Source organism: Micromonospora sp. NBC_01655 (assembly GCF_026339755.1).
Lineage (GTDB): Bacteria > Actinomycetota > Actinomycetes > Mycobacteriales > Micromonosporaceae > Micromonospora.
Genome location: NZ_JAPEQF010000001.1, coordinates 2,128,818 through 2,145,467, shown reverse-complemented (window position 1 = coordinate 2,145,467; position 16,650 = coordinate 2,128,818). Strand labels below are relative to the sequence as shown.

General features: G+C 74.7%; 11 protein-coding genes and 1 pseudogene. All 12 read right to left on the bottom strand.

The window, feature by feature from the left end:
• Positions 1 to 241: 241 nt before the first annotated feature.
• The 12 genes and pseudogenes from OOK41_RS10260 to OOK41_RS10205 all read right to left on the bottom strand — a co-directional run bounded on the left by OOK41_RS10260 (position 242) and on the right by OOK41_RS10205 (position 16,585).
• Complete coding sequence (locus tag OOK41_RS10260) at positions 242 to 2,350, bottom strand: lectin (RefSeq protein WP_266264174.1); 2,109 nt, start codon at positions 2,348 to 2,350, stop codon at positions 242 to 244.
• 92 nt (positions 2,351 to 2,442) lie between these two features.
• Positions 2,443 to 5,210, bottom strand: a pseudogene (locus OOK41_RS10255) (PQQ-dependent sugar dehydrogenase).
• A 298-nt stretch (positions 5,211 to 5,508) separates the two neighbouring features.
• Complete coding sequence (locus tag OOK41_RS10250) at positions 5,509 to 6,588, bottom strand: polyprenyl synthetase family protein (protein ID WP_117671495.1); 1,080 nt, start codon at positions 6,586 to 6,588, stop codon at positions 5,509 to 5,511.
• Positions 6,589 to 6,601: 13 nt separating this feature from the next.
• Positions 6,602 to 7,993 carry an alkaline phosphatase family protein gene (locus OOK41_RS10245; protein ID WP_117671496.1) on the bottom strand — a complete coding sequence of 464 codons (1,392 nt, stop codon included), beginning with the start codon at positions 7,991 to 7,993 and terminating at the stop codon, positions 6,602 to 6,604.
• 106 nt (positions 7,994 to 8,099) lie between these two features.
• On the bottom strand, positions 8,100 to 9,296 hold the full coding sequence (gene eboE / locus OOK41_RS10240) for a metabolite traffic protein EboE (protein WP_117671498.1): 1,197 nt from the start codon (positions 9,294 to 9,296) through the stop codon (positions 8,100 to 8,102).
• Positions 9,296 to 10,168 carry a TatD family hydrolase gene (locus tag OOK41_RS10235; RefSeq protein ID WP_117671500.1) on the bottom strand — a complete coding sequence of 291 codons (873 nt, stop codon included), beginning with the start codon at positions 10,166 to 10,168 and terminating at the stop codon, positions 9,296 to 9,298. Before OOK41_RS10235 ends, eboE begins: the two co-directional genes overlap by 1 nt.
• A gap of 1 nt (position 10,169) precedes the next feature.
• Positions 10,170 to 10,811 (bottom strand): EboA domain-containing protein, encoded by a 642-nt coding sequence (locus OOK41_RS10230; protein WP_117671502.1) that lies wholly within the window; start codon positions 10,809 to 10,811, stop codon positions 10,170 to 10,172.
• A 33-nt stretch (positions 10,812 to 10,844) separates the two neighbouring features.
• Complete coding sequence (locus OOK41_RS10225; RefSeq protein WP_266264171.1) at positions 10,845 to 11,774, bottom strand: sugar phosphate isomerase/epimerase; 930 nt, start codon at positions 11,772 to 11,774, stop codon at positions 10,845 to 10,847.
• Positions 11,771 to 12,616, bottom strand: coding sequence for an SCO3242 family prenyltransferase (locus tag OOK41_RS10220; RefSeq protein ID WP_117671506.1), 846 nt, complete (start codon positions 12,614 to 12,616; stop codon positions 11,771 to 11,773). The genes OOK41_RS10225 and OOK41_RS10220 overlap by 4 nt, the downstream gene beginning before the upstream one ends.
• A complete protein-coding gene (locus OOK41_RS10215; protein WP_117671508.1) occupies positions 12,613 to 13,779 on the bottom strand; it encodes an inositol-3-phosphate synthase in 1,167 nt (388 codons plus the stop codon). Before OOK41_RS10215 ends, OOK41_RS10220 begins: the two co-directional genes overlap by 4 nt.
• Positions 13,780 to 14,279: 500 nt before the next feature.
• Entirely contained in the window at positions 14,280 to 15,506 is a 1,227-nt protein-coding gene (locus OOK41_RS10210; RefSeq protein ID WP_117671510.1) for a Gfo/Idh/MocA family protein, read from the bottom strand.
• A gap of 20 nt (positions 15,507 to 15,526) precedes the next feature.
• Positions 15,527 to 16,585 carry a substrate-binding domain-containing protein gene (locus tag OOK41_RS10205; protein ID WP_117671512.1) on the bottom strand — a complete coding sequence of 353 codons (1,059 nt, stop codon included), beginning with the start codon at positions 16,583 to 16,585 and terminating at the stop codon, positions 15,527 to 15,529.
• Positions 16,586 to 16,650 lie beyond the last annotated feature (65 nt).

Sequence of the window (16,650 nt, the reverse complement as noted above, 5' to 3'; positions counted from 1 at the left end):
GGGCCGGTGCGTGGCGGACGTGGCGGGGCGCCGGTGGGCGCGAAGGAGCGCCTGGGCCCAGCGGGTTGCGCCTCCCGCCGGGTCACCGGCCACCGCGTACGGTCGCCGCCCCCACTCTAGGGCCGCCCCGACCGGTAAGGAAGGGGCCCCGGCACAACGTCGACCGGAGCCCCTTCCTGCCCGGCGGCATCGCGGCGGGCGGGTGGCGGCGGCTACCGCCGGCCGCCCCCGCCCACCGCGGTCACGGCAGGATCCACCTCTGGTTGGCGGCGCCCAGGCAGGTCCACAGGTGCACCGGAGTGCCGTCGGCGGAGCTGTTGCCGGAGACGTCCAGACACTTGCCCGACCCCGCATTACGCAACGTCCCGTCCGCCTGCGCCGACCAACTCTGCGCACCCGTACCGTTACACACCCAGAGCTGGATCTTCGTACCATCCGCGGTACCCGCCCCCGACACGTCCAGACACTTGCCCAACGCCCGCACCGTCCCGTTCGGCGTCACCGCCCACGTCTGGGCGGCACTGCCGTTACACGTGTAGACCTGGACCTGGGTACCGTCGGCACTCGCACCGTTACGCACGTCGAGACACTTGCCACCCAGACCCCGGACCGGGCCGGTGCCGTTCGTCGGGGTCGACGACCGGACCAGGGTGACGTCGTCGACGTCGAACAGGCCCGTCCCGGTGCCGGCGAAGGTGAGGTACAGGTTCTGGCTGCCGGCCGGCACCCCGGTCAGCGGGGCGCTGACGTCGGCGTACGTCGTCCAGCCCCCGGTGTTGGGCACCGCCACCTGCCCCAGCACGGGGCCGGTGGCCGAGCCGGTGCGGAACTGGATGGTCCCGCCGGGGCCGCCGGAGACCACCCGGGCCCGCGCCGAGGTCACCCCGGTCAGGTCCAGGCCGTGGTAGCCGGCCCAGTCGCCCGGGTCGACGTACCCCAGGGTCTGGCCGCCGTTGGCCCCGGCCTTGGGGTACGCGCTGACGCCGCTGGCGGCGCTGTACGCCTCGGCCTGGATGGTGGTGTTCCCGGCCGGCGGGCCGCCCAGTTCCCTGATCCGGATGTTGCGGAACGCGGCGTCGTCGCCGGTGCCGTGGTTCTGGATGCCGACGTGGCCGGCGAGCGAGCGGGCCGGATCGGTGTTGGTGAAGTCGTTGATCTTCACTCCGTTGAGCAGGACCTGGAGCCGCTCCCCCTCGACCAACAGCTCGTAGGTGTTCCACTCCCCCGGCGGGTTGAGCGCGGCGTCCCGGGCGGCCAGGTCGGCGGACTTGAAGGTGTAGACGGCGCCGGTGGTGCGGTCGGCGGCGTCGGTGGCGTCGATCTGCACCTCGTAGCCGTTGTTCACGGCGGAGTTCGGGTCGGTCGACGGCGGGAAGCCGATGAACACGCCGGAGTTGTCGTCCCCGGCCAGCTTCCAGTCCAGCTTGAGCGAGTAGTTGGTGAACTGCTTGGCGCTGTACCAGTACAGGCCCATCCCCCCGACGGAGGTGAGGGTGGCGTCGGCGTTGGTGAAGCTGCCCGGCCCGGCCTGGGACCAGCCGGCGGTGGAGCCGTTGTAGAGGGTGCTGTAGCCGGTCTCGGGCCGGCAGTCGGCCTTCGCCCGGCCGGCCGCGTACCGGATGCCGCCGAGCAGGTGGGAGCGGAACGCCGGCTCGGCGTACGACGACTGGGTGTGCCCGCCGCCGGTGTAGAAGGCCCGCCCGCCGTTGTACGTCTTGCACCAGGCGTGCGGGTGGTCGCCGCCCATCGATCCGCCGGAGTACGACGACTCGTCGAGGGTCGCCAGCACGTGCGCGGTGGAGCGGGCGTTGGTGCGGTAGTTGTACCACTCGTCGGTGCGCGGCCAGGACTGCGGAAGCGCGGCGGTGGCGGCGTGCGCCCGGTCCTCCACCTTGACGGTGGCCTGCTGGATGGCCGGGTGGGAGGCGAACCAGGCGCCGACCAGGTTGCCGTAGAACGGCCAGTCGTACTCGGTGTCGGCGGCGGCGTGCACGCCGACGAATCCGCCGCCGGAGCCGATGTACGACTCGAAGGCGGCCTGCTGGGTCGGGCCGAGCACGTCGCCGGTGGTGTTGAGGAAGATCACCGCCTCGTACCTCGCCAGGTTGGCGGTGCTGAACGCCGCGGCGTCCTCGGTGGCGGTGACGGTGAAGTTGTTGGCCGCGCCGAGGTCGCGGACGGCCTGGGTGCCGACCGCGATGGAGTCGTGCCGGAAGCCGGCGGTCTTGGAGAAGACCAGCACGTCGTAGGGGGCGTCGGCGGCCGACGCGGGGGTGGCCGGGGTGGTGCAGGCGATGACGGCGAGGACCGTGGTGGCCGCGCCGAGGACGGGACGGAGGAGTCTGCGCATGTCGCTCTCCTGGGGCTTCGCGCTGCGGGGGGGTGGGGTCGACCGGGCCCCCTGCGCGACGGGATCCGTCGGCAGGGGGTCCTTCCTCGCGCCTAGGGCAGGGTCCACTTCTGGTTGGCGGCGCCCAGGCAGGTCCACAGGTGCACCGGAGTGCCGTCGGCGGAGTTGTTACCGGAGACGTCCAGACACTTGCCCGACCCCGCATTACGCAACGTCCCGTCCGCCTGCGCCGACCAACTCTGCGCACCCGTACCGTTACACACCCAGAGCTGGATCTTCGTACCATCCGCGGTACCCGCCCCCGACACGTCCAGACACTTGCCCAACGCCCGCACCGTCCCGTTCGGCGTCCCAGGCCCCGGACCGGGCCGGTCCGGGTGGTGGCGGCGGTGTCCAGGGTGAACGCGTCCACGTCGTAGAGCGCCCCGGCCCCGCCGGCGAAGGTGAGGTACAGGGTGGTGGTGCCGGCGGGCGCGCCGGAGACCGCCCCGGTGACCGTGGTGAACGCGTCCCACGCCCCGGTGACCGGCACGGCGGCCGAGCCGAGGACCGTCCCGGTGGCCGAGCCGGCCCGCACCTGGAGGGTGCCGCCCGCCCCGGCCGAGGAGACCCGGGCACTGAACGAGGTCACGTTCCCGAGCTGGTACGGCTGGAACGCGATCCAGTCCCCGTTCTCGATGTTGCCGACGGTCTTGCCGCCCTCGGCGGTGCCCTTGTCGAAGGTGGCGATGCCGGACGAGGTCTTGAAGTGCTCGGCCTGCCGGTGCCGGGGCTGGAGGGTGTGCTGGGTGTGCGTGGTCAGCCCGCCCCGGTCGGTGTACTCGGCGTCGAAGATGGCGAAGATGTTCGCCGCGTCGTCGTGCTCGCCGTCGACCGGGATGGCGATCGAGCCGGAGCAGCCGTTCGCCGAGGTGATCTGGTGGCCGTGCTGGTCGTGGCCGAGCACGTAGGTCATCTTGACCTTGGCGCAGTCGATCGTGCCGTCCTCGGGGTCGGTGACGGTGATGCTGAACGGCACGGTGTCGCCGAAGGAGAAGAGCCGGCCGTTGCCGGGGCTGTTCACGGTCACGGTCGGTGCCGTGTTGCCCACGGTGATGGTGACGCTGGCGCTGCCGGTGGCCCCCTGCGGGTCGCGCACGGTGAGCGTGGCGGTGTACGTGCCGTTCGCGGTGTACGTCTTGGCCGGGTTGGCGCCGGTGGAGGTGGTGCCGTCGCCGAACGCCCACGCGTAGGTCAGCGCCCCGCCGTCGGGGTCCGTCGACCCGGCCGAGGAGAAGTTCACGGCCAGCGGGGCCGCCCCGGACGTCCGGTCCGCGCTCGCCCGGGCGGTCGGGGCCCGGTTGCCGCTGGCGATGTAGTCGAAGCGGTAGAGCGCGGAGTTGGCGTCGCCGTTGAAGTAGCCGGTGCCGTAGTCGAGCACGTAGTACGCGCCGTCCGGGCCGAAGGCCGAGTCCATCACCTGCTTGCCGGTCCACGGGAAGGCGTCGATGGTGCCGGGCGAGCCGTCGGCGTTGACGTGGATCGGCTTGATCCAGCCGCGGCCGAACTCGGTGGCGAAGAACTGTCCGTCGAAGGACTGCGGGAACTTCGTCGTCGAGATGGAGGCGGCGTCGTACCGGTAGACCGGGCCGCCCATCGGGGACTCGGAGCCGCCGCCGAACTCGGGCGGGGTGCCGGCGTCACCGGCGTACCGGATCCAGGCCGGCTTCGCGGCCGGCAGCTTGCCGAGGCCGGTGTTGCGGAACGAGTTGTTGGTCGGCCCGCCCGCGCAGTCGTACTTGGCGCCGCCGGTGCCGGTGGCGAAGTCCCACTCGTTGTACGTCTCGCTGGCGGTGTTGGTGCCGGTGCAGTACGGCCAGCCGTAGTTGCCGGGCCCGGCGACCCGGTTGAACTCGACCTGCCCGCTGGGGCCCCGGGTGGCGCTGGTGGTGCCGGCGTCCGGCCCGTAGTCGCCGACGTAGACGATCCCGGTGGCCCTGTCCACGCTGATCCGGAACGGGTTGCGGAAGCCCATCGCGTAGATCTCCGGGCGGGTCTTCGCGGTGCCGGGCGCGAACAGGTTGCCGGCGGGGATCGAGTACGACCCGTTCGCGTTGACCTTGATACGTAGGATCTTGCCGCGCAGGTCGTTGGTGTTGCCGGCGCTGCGCTGCGCGTCGTACCCGGGGTTGCGGTTGGTCCGCTCGTCGATCGGGGCGTACCCGGCGGAGTCGAACGGGTTGGTGTCGTCGCCGGTGGACAGGTACAGGTTGCCGGCGGCGTCGAAGTCGATGTCCCCGCCGACGTGGCAGCACAGGCCCCGGTCGGCCGGGACGTCCAGCACGTCGACCTTGCTGGCCTGGTTGACGGTGAAGTCGGCGTTCAAGGTGAACCGGGACAGCCGGTTGACGCCCTGCCAGGCGGAGAAGTCGGTGCCGGTGGCGGGGGCGTCCCCGGCGGGGGTGGTCAGCGGCGGCGCGTAGTAGAGGTAGATGTGCCGGTTGGTGGCGAAGTTCGGGTCGACCCCGACGCCCTGCAACCCCTCCTCGTCGTGGCTGTAGACGGCCACGGTGCCGACGACCGTGGTGGTGCCGGCGGCGTCGGTGCGGCGCAGCGTGCCGTTGCGGGCGGTGTGCAGGACCGACCGGTCCGGCAGCACGGCCAGGGACATCGGCTCGCCGGTCTCCGCGACGCCCCGGGCCAGCTCGACCTGTTGGAAGTCGCTGCCGGTGATCACGTGCGCGGCGGCCGGGGTGGGGCCGCCGAGGGCGGCCGGTCCGGCGCCGAGGCCGACGGCGCCGGCGGCCACGACCAGCAGCAGCGCCGCGGCGGCGGTGGGCCACCGTCGGGGGTGGCGGGTGGGAGCGTCCTTGATGGACATCGTTGTGCAGTCCCTTCCTGACGTCTGACTGCCAGGGCGGGGCGCGCGCCGTCGCGCCGGATGCCGTAGCGGGGGGATGCGCTCGGGCCGTCGGGTGCCTGCCCGACCGCCGCGGCCTCCGGGCGGGACGGGTGCGTGCCCGGGGGTCACCAGTCGATGGGTCACCGCGCCGCCGGTTCACCTCGACGAAACACCTTCGTGATGCCTCAGACATTAATATCCATGAATTGCTGGTGTCCATACCTTCTGACCACCCAACCTCAACTTTTGCTCGTTCTGGCAAAAGTCCCGGGTGGACTCAGTGGGCGCGGGCGACGGAATGGGCGCTCAGCGCGGTGAGCGCCTCCCGGGCCGGCGGGGTGAGCGGGGCGTCGGCCAGGGCGCGCAGGGCCGCCTCCACCCGGACCCGGATCATCCGCTCGATCTCCTCCCGGGCCCCGGTGGCGTCGATGATCGACCGCAGCTCGGCGGCGCCGTCGTCGTCCAGGTCGGGGTTGCCGAACAACTCCCGCAGCCGGACGGTCTGCGCCCGGTCCGCCGCCGCCCGGGCCAGCGCCATCATCACCGTCGGCTTGCCCTCGCGCAGGTCGTCCAGGACGGACTTGCCGGTGACCGTCGGGTCGCCGAAGACGCCCAGCACGTCGTCGCGGAGCTGGAAGGCGTCGCCGAGCGGGTCGCCGAACTCGGCCAGCGCGGCGAGCAGCTCCGGCCCGGCGCCGGCCAGCGCCGCGCCGATCTGCAACGGCCGGGTCACCGTGTACCGGGCGGCCTTCAGCCGGATCACGGTCAGCGCGCTGGCCACCGAGCCGTCGCCCACCCCGGAGACCAGGTCCAGGTACTCCCCCGCGATCACCTCGGTACGCATCAGCGCGAACACCGCGTACCCCCGGAGCACCTGGTCCCGGTGCAGCCCGCACTCGTGGAACATCTGGTCCGACCAGGCCGCGCAGAGGTCACCGCAGAGCAGGGCGGTGTTGCGCCCGTACGCCTCCGGGTCGCCCCGCCAGGCGGAGCGGGCATGCAGCTCGGCGAAGAGCCGGTGCACCGAGGGCGCGCCCCGGCGCTGGTCGCTGCGGTCCAGGATGTCGTCGTGGATCAGCGCGAACGCGTGGAACAGCTCCAGGGCCGCCGAGGCGACCACGATCGGGGTACCGTCGCCGCCGGCGTCGTCGCCGTCGGCGCCCCGCCAGCCCCAGTAGCAGAACTGCGGGCGCAGCCGCTTGCCGCCGGCCAGCACGAACCGGTGCAGGGCCGTGAAGACGCCCCGGGGCGCGCCGTCCGGCCACTGCGGGGCCTGCCGGTCGAGGAACGCGGCCAGCTCGGCATCGACCCGGGTTCGCAGGCCGCTCGCGTCGGTGGGGGCGACCGTCACCGTCATGTGTCCTCCTTGGTCACTCCGGCTGCGACAGCCCGGCCAGCTCCAGCAGCAGCGACTTGACCTCGGTGGCGGCCACCGCGTCCCGGGCCGGGCCCGGGTCGGAGCAGAGCAGCACCGGGGCGTCCGCCGGGTCGGCCGGCAGCCGCCCGTGCGAGCCGCGCACCGCCCGCGCCCCGGCGTCCAGCCCGACGACGCTCATCAGGTACCGCATGCCCAGCTTCTTGCGGGCCAGGGCGACGCCGGCCCGCCGCTTCGCCGCGCCGGGCGCGGCCGGGTCGAAGAACAGCTCCGCCGGGTCGTACCCGGGCTTGCGGTGGATCTCCACGAGGCGGGCGAAGTCCGGGGCGCGGGCGTCGTCGAGCCAGTAGTAGTAGGTGAACCAGGCGTCCGGATCGGCCACCAGCACCAGCTCGCCGGAGCGCGGGTGGGCCAGCCCGTACGCGGCCTGGCCGTCGGCGTCCAGCACCTCGGCCACCCCGGGCAGCCCGGCGCAGAGCTTCGCCACCGCCGGCACGTCGGCCGGGTCCCGGACGTAGACGTGCGCCACCTGGTGGTCGGCGACGGCGAACGCCCGGGACGTCCACGGGTCCAGGTACTCCATGCCCTCCTGGGTGTGCACCCGCAGCATCCCCTCGGCGCGCAGCAGCCGGTTGACGTCCACCGGGCGGGCCACGTCGGTGATGCCGTACTCGGACAGCGCCACGACCGTGGCGTCCCGGGCCCGGGCGGCGTCGATCAGCGGGCCGAGCACCTCGTCCAGCTCGGCCGCCGCGGCGGCGGCCCGTGGCGAGGACGGCCCGAACCGTTGCAGGTCGTAGTCCAGGTGGGGGACGTAGACCAGGGTCAGGTCCGGGGCGTGGTCGGCAAGGATCTCCTCCGCCGCCTTGCAGATCCAGGCCGACGAGGGCAGCCCGGCCCCCGGCCCCCAGTAGGTGAACAGCGGGAACGTGCCCAGCTTGGCGGTGAGGGTGTCGTGCAGCTCCGGCGGGTCCGTGTAGCAGTCGGGCTCCTTGCGGCCGTCGGCGTGGTAGACCGGGCGGGGGGTGACCGTCCAGTCCACGTCCGCGCCCATGGCGTACCACCAGCAGACGTTGGCCACGGTGTAGCCGGGCTCGGCCCGGCGGGCGGCCTGCCACAGCTTCTCCCCGCCGACCAGGGCGTTGTGCTGCCGCCAGAGGAACACCTCGCCGAGGTCTCGGAAGTACCAGCCGTTGCCGACGATCCCGTGCCCGGCCGGGGGCTCGCCGGTGAGGAAGGTGGACTGCACCGCGCAGGTGACCGCCGGCAGCACCGTGCCCAGCGTGGCGGTGAACCCGCCGTCGGCCACCGACCGCAGCCGGGGCATGTGCTCCAGCAGGCGCGGGGTCAGCCCCACCACGTCCAGCACCACCAGCCGCCTGCTCATGCCGGCACCGCGCCGGGCCGATGACTCACTCGCTGACGCTCGCTCACGCCGGTACCTCCCTTGGTTTCGGCACCGCCGTGCGGCACGGCGGCGCGGTGTCGATGGCTCACGGCCGCACCGCCGTGGCGGCCGGCGCGTCCGCCGGCGCGAGGCCCACGGCGACCAGCTCGTCGCGGGCGAAGGCCAGCTCGGCGGCGATCCCGGTGGCCAGCTCCGCGGCGTCGCGCGGGCGCCGCGCCCGCGGCAGCACCCCCCAGGTGTACGTCTCCACGTCGAGGTGGTCGCAGCCGGCGACCGGCCCGGCGAACAGCGCGGCCAGCGCGGCCCGCAGCACCGGCACGGTGGCGGCCAGCGGCGGCTCGGGCGGGGCGTGCAGCGGCACGTGGTAGTGCACCCGCCACGGGCCGGGCAGCCGGGCGGCCAGGGCCGCGTCGAGGTCGTCGGCGGCGTGCCCGGGGTCGGCCGGGTCGGCGGCGTGCGCGCAGCCCGCGCCCCGGGTCTGGTGCAGGAAGCGCGGCTCAACCCAGCGGTGCAGCGCCTCCGTCTCCCCGGCCGGGGCCTCGATCGCGGCGGAGACCTGCACCTTCACCACCGGCAGGCCGGCGGCGGCGAGCCGGGCCAGGGCGGCGGCCGGCTCCTCCCAGGCGCAGGCCAGGTGGGCCAGGTCCAGGCAGATCCCGAGCCGGTCCGGGTCCGTCCCGGCGAGCAGGGCGGCGGCCTGTCCGGTGGACTCCACCACGCAGCCCGGCTCCGGCTCGAACCCGATCCGGATCGGCCGGCCGGTGTCCCGCTCGACCGCGGCGAGGCCGGCGGCCAGCGCGTCGAGCTGCCGCCGCGCCGCGGCGGACCGGTCGGCGTCCCACGGGGTCCGCCAGGCCAGCGGCAGGGTGGACACCGATCCCCGGGCCGCGTCCTCGGGCAGCAGGTCGGCCAGCACCCGGGCCAGGTCCAGGGTGTACGCGAGCCGCCGCGGGCTGGTCCAGTCCGGGTGGTAGACGGCGTGCTTGACCACCGGGGCCTGGAAGGCCGAGTACGGGAAGCCGTTGAGCGTCACCACCTCCAGCCCGCGCGCGGTCAGCTCGGCGCGCAGCCGGCGGCGCAGGGCCTCGTCGGCGGCGAGCTCGGCGGCCACCGGGGCGGCCAGCCACAGCCCGAGCCCGAGCAGGTCGCCGCCGAGGGCGCGGCGTACCGGAACGGCGTAGGTGTCCAGTTGACCGAGGACGCCGGCAAGGTCCTCGGCGGGGTGCACGTTGGTGCAGTAGCCGAGGTGGACGGTGTCGCCGCCGCCGTGTCGCAGCCGCATCAGCTTCCGCCGCGCAGGATCGAGTTGCCGGCGAACGTGCCGCCCCCGCCCTCGGGCGGTCCGTCGGCGGGGTCCAGGCCGGTGAGGTCCAGCCGGCCCGACTGGCCGTAGAACTCGGCCGGGTTGCGCCACAGCACCCGGTCGACGTCGTCGTCGGTGAAGCCGGCGAGCAGCATCGCCTCGCCGGTGGCCCGGGTGAGCAGCGGGTCCGAGCGGCCCCAGTCGGCCGCCGAGTTCACCAGCATCCGCTCGGTGCCGTGCAGCCGCAGCAGCTCGACCATCCGGGGCGGGGACATCTTGGTGTCCGGGTAGATGGAGAAGCCCAGCCAGCAGCCGGTGTCCCGGACCAGCCCGACGGTCACCTCGTTGAGGTGGTCGAGCACCACCCGGCCGGGGTCGATGCCGGACTCGGCGACCACGGCGAGGCTGCGTTCCACGCCCCGGACCTTGTCCCGGTGCGGGGTGTGCACCATGGCCGGCAGGTCGTGGGCGACGGCCAGGGCGAGCTGGGCGGCGAACGCCTCGTCCTCCTCCGGCGTCATCGAGTCGTACCCGATCTCGCCGACCGCGACGACCTGGTCCTTCTCCAGGTACCGGGGCAGCAGGTCGAGCACGGGCCGGCAGCGCGGGTCGTTGGCCTCCTTCGGGTTCAGCGCGATGGTGGCGTGGTGCCGGACGCCGAACTGCCCGGCCCGGAACGGCTCCCAGCCGATGATCGAGTCGAAGTAGTCGGCGAAGCTGTCCGGGCTGGTGCGCGGCTGGCCCAGCCAGAACGCCGGCTCCACCACCGCCCGCACCCCGGCGGCGGCCATCCGCTCGTAGTCGTCGGTGGTGCGCGAGGTCATGTGGATGTGCGGGTCGAAGATGCGCATGTCACGCCTCCGTGGCGTCGGGTCGGGCGGTGGGGCTCGGGCCACCGGGCGTGCTGGCGGCGAGCCGGTCGAGCAGGGCGGCGGCGTCGGCGGGGACGTCGCGGCCGGCGGCCCGCCGCTCGGCGGCCAGCCCGCCGAGCATGGCGGCCAGCTCCCCGTCGGCCCGGGCGTCGAGGTCGTGCACCAGGGCCAGCGGCACGCCGGTGAAGACGCACTTGAGCACCGCCTGCCGCCAGGCGGCCGGGTCGAGGTGCCGGGCGTACGGGCCGAGCGCGGCGGCCAGCAGCCGGGTGTCGTTGGTACGGATCGCGTCGTGCAGCAGCGGCGCCCCGGCCGCGCCGACCGGCAGCAGCGGCAGGGCCCGCAGCACCGCGCGCTTCTCGGCGGCGTCGCCGTGCCGGTACAGGTCGGCCGCGTGGCTGGCGTGGTCGGCGGGGAGCGCGGCCAGCAGCAGCGCCCGGGCCGCCTCGTCGGCGGTCCAACCGGGCAGGTCGGACAGCGGCCCCCGGCCGCAGCGCCGGGCCGCGGCGGCGAACCAGCGCCCGATCGTGGCCGGCTCGGCCGCGACGCGCTCCCGCGCCGCGTCCAGCCACTCCGGGTCGGGTACCCCCCGCAGCGCGGCGCGTAGTCGTTCGGGTGTCATCCCGCTCTCCCTTCCGAGCTGGTGCGGACGTGCTCAGCCACCGCCGGGGTGGTCCGCCGGGCCCGCCGGCGCGGTGCTGGGATGGCGCCCGGCCGGCGCGGTGCTGGGATGGCGCCCAGCCGGCGCGGCGGCGCGGAGGAAGTCCAGGGACCGGGCGGCCACCTGCGGGGCGGCGTGCGAGTGCCGGGGTAGCTCCACGGCGACCAGTCCCCGGTAGCCGACCTCGGCGAGCGCCCCGAGCACCGGCGGGAAGTCGATCTCGCCCGCGCCGAACTCCAGGTGCTCGTGCACGCCCCGGCGCATGTCGTCGATCTGCACGTTGACCAGGTGCTCGCCGACCGACCGGACGCAGTCGGGCACGTCGGCCGCCTCCAGGCACCGGCAGTGCCCGATGTCGAGGGTGAGGCCGAACGACGCCGGCCCGCCGAGCGCGGCGCGCAGCCGCCGCCAGCCCGCGATGTCCTCGACCAGCATGCCGGGCTCCGGCTCGAAGCCGAGCGGCACGCCGGCCGCGTCCGCCGCCGCGCAGACCGTGGCGCAGCCCGCCACGAGGCGGTCCCAGGCGACGGCCGGCGGGACGTCGTCGGGGCGCACCCCGGCCCAGAACGAGACCGCCTCGGCGCCCAGGTCCGCGCCGACCGCGACCGCCCGGCACAGGAACTCGACCCGGCGGGCGGGTTCGTCGTGCAACAGAGTGGGGGCGTGCTTGTGCCACGGGTCGAGCAGGTACCGGGCCCCCGTCTCGACCACCACGGCGAGGCCGAGCGTTTCGAGCCGGCGGCGCACGGCGGCGGTCCGCCGGGCCAGGTCGGGGGCGAACGGGTCGAGGTGGTCGTGGTCCAGGGTGAGGGCCACCCCGTGGTAGCCCAGGTCGGCGAGGACGGCCAGCGCGTCGTCGAGCCGGTGGTTGGCGAAGCCGTTCGTCCCGTACCCGAACCGGAGCCCGGCTGTCCGCCCGGTCATGTCGGGGACACCCACCGGGCGAGCCGCCCGGCCAGCGGGGCGGCGGCGGCCACCGCGAGCCCGAGCAGGCCCGCGCCGGCCCGGGCGGTCAGCGCGCCCTGCAACGCGGGCAGGCCGGTGATGCCGGCGCCGACGGCGGCCCGGACCCGGCCGGCCGACGGGTCGGACAGCACCCGGGCCTGGGCTCCGCCGTACCGGGCGAGGTAGCCGGCGGCGAGGGCCACCGGGGCGGCGGCCGGGCGGGGGCCGACCGCGGCGGCGGCGACCAGGGCGGTCCCGGCGAGGGTCGCCTGCGGCAGCCGGCGGTCCGTCCCGCTGACCTCGCGGCGGGACAGCGCGGTGACCGTCCAGGTGTGCGCGGCCACGGTGACCGCCGCCGGGACGGCCCGGGACAGCCGGCCGCCGGTCGCGCCGAGCAGCACGTCCAGCCCCCGGCAGGCGGCCATCACGGCCGGGCCGGCGGCGGTGTTCTTCGCCGCGAGGTCGTACCCCCAGACGGCGACGGCGAGCGGGACGGCGACAGCGGCGGCACGCCGGCCGCCCGCGGCGGTCGCGAGGGCCACCCCGGCGGCGGTGAGGCCGGTGGCGAGGCCGAGCGCGGCCGGCGGGCTGATCCGGCCGCTGGGGATCGGCCGCTCCGGGCGCTCGACGGCGTCGAGCCGCCGGTCGGCCCAGTCGTTCGCGGCCATCCCGGCCCAGTACAGCAGCACCGACGCGGCGGCCAGGCCGGGCGTACGCCGGCCGAGCACCCCGGCCGCCGCCGCGCCGGCCAGCACGTCGCCCGGCACGGAGAGCCCGGCCGGGGCGCGGACCAGCTCGGCCAGATCGGCGATGCTGGTCACGCCGCACCGCCGGTCCGCCGGGCGGCGTCGGCGTGCAGCGCGGCGACGAAGCCGGTCAGCCGGGCCCACTGCTCGGCGAGCGCGTGGGTGGGCGCGTCGAGCGGGTCCTTGAAGAAGAACGCGAGGTCGGTCAGGGGCCCGTGCCGGCCGGCGGCGTGCGCGGCGGCGGTGATCCGGGCCAGGTCGAGCACGAGCGGGGCGGCCAGCGCCGAGTCGCAGCCGTGCCAGGTGAACTCCATCCGCATGCCGGTGCCGAGGAAGCCGGCGAAGGTGACCAGGTCCCAGGCGGTCTTGAAGTCGCCCAGTTCCTCGACGTACTCGATGCGGGTGTTGCCCTGCGGGACGTAGCCGAGGGTCTCGCCGAGGACCCGCTGCTTGCTGGCCACCTTGGCGGCGTTGGCGTCCGGTTCGGCCAGCGTGGCGCCGTCGCCGCCGCCGAGCAGGTTCACCCCGGACCAGGAGCGCACGGCGAGGTGCCGCATCGCGAACATCGGGGCGAGCACGGACTTGAGCAGGGTCTCCCCGGTCTTGCCGTCGTGCCCGGCGTACGGCAGGGCGTGCCGGGCGGCCAGCGCTGCCAGGGCCGGCAGCCGGGCCCCCGTCGACGGGGTGAAGTCCACGTACGGGCAGCCCGCGGTGAACGCCGCGTACGCGTACAGCGAGCTGGGCGGCAGCACCTCGTCGGGGCCGGCGAGCGCGGCGGCCAGGGCGTCCGGGTCGGCGTGCGCGGGGTGCGGGCGGGCGACCGGTTCGGTGGCGGACACGTTGACCACCACCACCCGGTCGAGCCGGCGCCGGTCGCGGAAGCTGGTGAGGTCGGCGACGACGGCGGCCACCCGGTCGGCCTGGCTCCCGCCGGTCGGCGCGGGGCGCACCTCGCCGTCGACGGCGGCCAGTTCCTCGCCGAGCGCGGCGGCCAGCCGGGCGGGTAGTACGCCGGTGTCGGCCAACGCCTCGGCCCGCTTCGCCAGCGGGGTGGTGACCACGTCGTGGCCGGCGAGGAACAGGTCGGTGAAGGACGGCAGGGCGGGGCCCCGCAGCTCGGGCAGCTCGGTGACGCAGCCGGTCGGGCCGGTCAGCCCGGCCCGCAGGGCGAGCGCCCCGACGATGCTGGTGGTCGCGACCGAACCTCGCGCGCCCACCAGCCAGACACCCGTACGCATGGTGCTCCTTCCCGATCAGGAGTACCGGCCGAGCAGTGCTCCGACCAGAGATTGACTTCGGTGCGGGGCGCGCCCCGCCCGGCCGCCCGCCCGAGGGCGCGTCCGGCGACGAAGGCGGCGACGACGCCACCGGACGGTCCCCGGGACGGACGGGACGGACGGGGCTGGCAGGCAGGGCCGGTCGGCGTCCCGTCCCTGCCTCCCCCGCATCCGTGGTACGCGGCCCTCCGGCGCGGCCGGGGAATCCCGGTCCGGCCGCACCGGACGACCGTCCTGCTCTCGTGCGGCGGCGGGACGCAGCCCGTCGTCGCACGCCCTCCGGAGCCGACCTCGTCCCCGCCGCGGGGCGCAACCGCGGCGGGTCCCTCGCCGGTCGGTCCGGAAAGCCTCTCGGGCGGTGGCGACGGCACGCGCCGCCACCGCGGTTCCTCCACCGGCGCACGGTTGCCGCCGGTGCGGTCGGCGGCGGCGACCCGGGGGCCGCCTCCGCCGACCCGGGCTCAGGCGGGCACCGCCTCCAGGGTCGGCTCCACGTCGGTCCACGTGGAGTCCAGCTCCGCCGAGCGGGTCACCGCGTCCAGCACGAGCTGGACCTGCAACCCGTCGGTGAACGAGGGCGCCGGGTCGGCGCCGGTGGCGACCGCCTCGACGAAGTCCCGCATCTGGTGGGTGAAGGAGTGCTCGTAGCCGATGATGTGGCCGGGCGGCCACCACGCCGACATGTACGGGTGGTCCTCCTCCGTCATCAGGATGCGGGTGAAGCCCTGTTCGGCCGCCGGCCGCGTGGCGTCGTAGAACTCCAGCTCGTTGAGGCGTTCCAGGTCGAAGGCCAGGGTGCCGAGCGAGCCGTTGATCTCCACTCGGAGCGCGTTCTTGCGCCCGGTGGCGAACCGGCTCGCCTCGTACGTGGCCAGCGCCCCGCCGTCGAGCCGGGCGACGAAGACCGCCGCGTCGTCCACGGTCACCGTGCCGGTGGCCGGGCCGTGGCCGTCGACCGCCCCGTTGCCGGCGGCCTGGGCCGCCAGGCCGCTCGACTCCGCCGGCAGCGGGCGCTCCTTGACGAACGTCTCGGTGACCGCGCTGACGCCGGTGATCCGCTGCCCGGTGACGAACTGGGTCAGGTCGATGATGTGCGCGCCGATGTCGCCCAGCGCGCCGGAGCCCGCCCTGTCCCGCTGCAACCGCCAGACCAGCGGAAACTGCGGGTCCACGATCCAGTCCTGGAGGTACGCCGCCCGGACGTGCCGGATGGTGCCGAGCCGGCCCTCGGCGATCAGCCGCCGCATCATGGCCACGGCGGGGACCCGGCGGTAGTTGAACCCGCACATGGACCGTACCCCCGACGCCCGCGCGGTGGCCGCGGCGGCGGCCATCGCCCGGGCCTCGGCCACCGTGTTGGCCAGCGGCTTCTCGCAGAGCACGTGCTTGCCGGCGGCCAGCGCGGCGAGCGCGATCTCGGCGTGGCTGTCGCCCGGTGTGCAGATGTCGACCACGTCGATCTCGTCGGACTCGACGAGGCGCCGCCAGTCCGTGGTGTGCGCCTCCCAGCCGAGCCGGTCGGCGGCGTCGGCCACCTTCGCGGTGTCCCGACCGCAGACCAGCGACATCCGGACCCGTGCCGGCAGGTCGTACACGCGGTTCACGGTGCGCCACGCCTGTGAGTGCGCGGCGCCCATGAACGCGTAGCCGACCATCCCGACCCGCAGGTGACTGTGGTGAGTGGACAAGGTGGGTCTCCCCCCGTGTGTCAGAACCCGAGCTTGAGGTAGCTGCTCGCGTTCTCCTTGGTGATCGTCTCGGAGGCCAGCACGATCTCCTTGGGCACCTGGAGCTCCACCAGGTCGGACATGCCCTTGCCCTGACCGATGAGCCGGGCCAGCGAGATCGCGGAGGACGCCATGGACGGGCTGTAGGTGACGGTGGCCTTCAGGACCGTGTTGTCGGCCTGGATGTCCTCCATCGCCTTCTTCGAGCCGGCGCCGCCGACCATGAAGAACTCCTTGCGGCCGGTCTGGTTGACCGCGGCGAGCACGCCGATGCCCTGGTCGTCGTCGTGGTTCCAGACCGCGTCGATCTTCGGCAGGGCCTGGAGCAGGCCGGTGGCGGCCTGCTGGCCGGAGTCCGCGGTGAACTCGGCCGGGCGGCGGTTGGCCACCTTGAACCCGGCCGCGGCGAGGGTGTCGGCGAAGCCCTTGGAGCGTTGCTGGGTCAGCTCCAGCGAGTCGATGCCGGGGATCTCACCGATGACCGGGGTGCTGACGCCCTTGGCCTTGAGCTGCGCGACGATGTAGTTCGCGGCGGCCACGCCCATGCCGTAGTTGTCGCCCATGATCTGTAGGCGGTAGGCGAGCGCGTCGGGGAAGGCCCGGTCCAGGTTGACCACCGGGATGCCGGCCTTCATCGCCTCCAGGCCGGCGGCGTTGAGCTCCTTGCCGTCGTGCGGCAGCATGACGATGACGTCCGGCTTCTGGGCGATCAGGGTGGACAGCGCCGCCCGCTGGGCCGCCGCGTCCGCGCCGGCCTCGACGGTCTTGAAGTCCACGTCGGAGTACGCAGCGGCCTGCGCCTTGGCGTTCGTGGTGATGGCGGCCAGCCAGCCGTGGTCGGCGGCCGGGGCGGAGAAGCCGATGGTCACCTTCTTGCCGGGGGTGCTGTTGCCGCCGGCGGCGGTGTCGGCCGCCTTGGTCTGCGCCGCCGTGGGCGCCGCCTCGTTGCTGGTGCACCCGACGAGCAGTGCGCCGGCGCCGAGTGCGGCCCCGCCGAACAGCAGCCGGCGGCGCGACAGGTCCCGACTGTGCTGGGTCATGACGACCTCCTGGGAGAAGGGGTGGTGGAGGGAAGAAAAGGGTGTGCAGGGCCCGGCCACCGTCA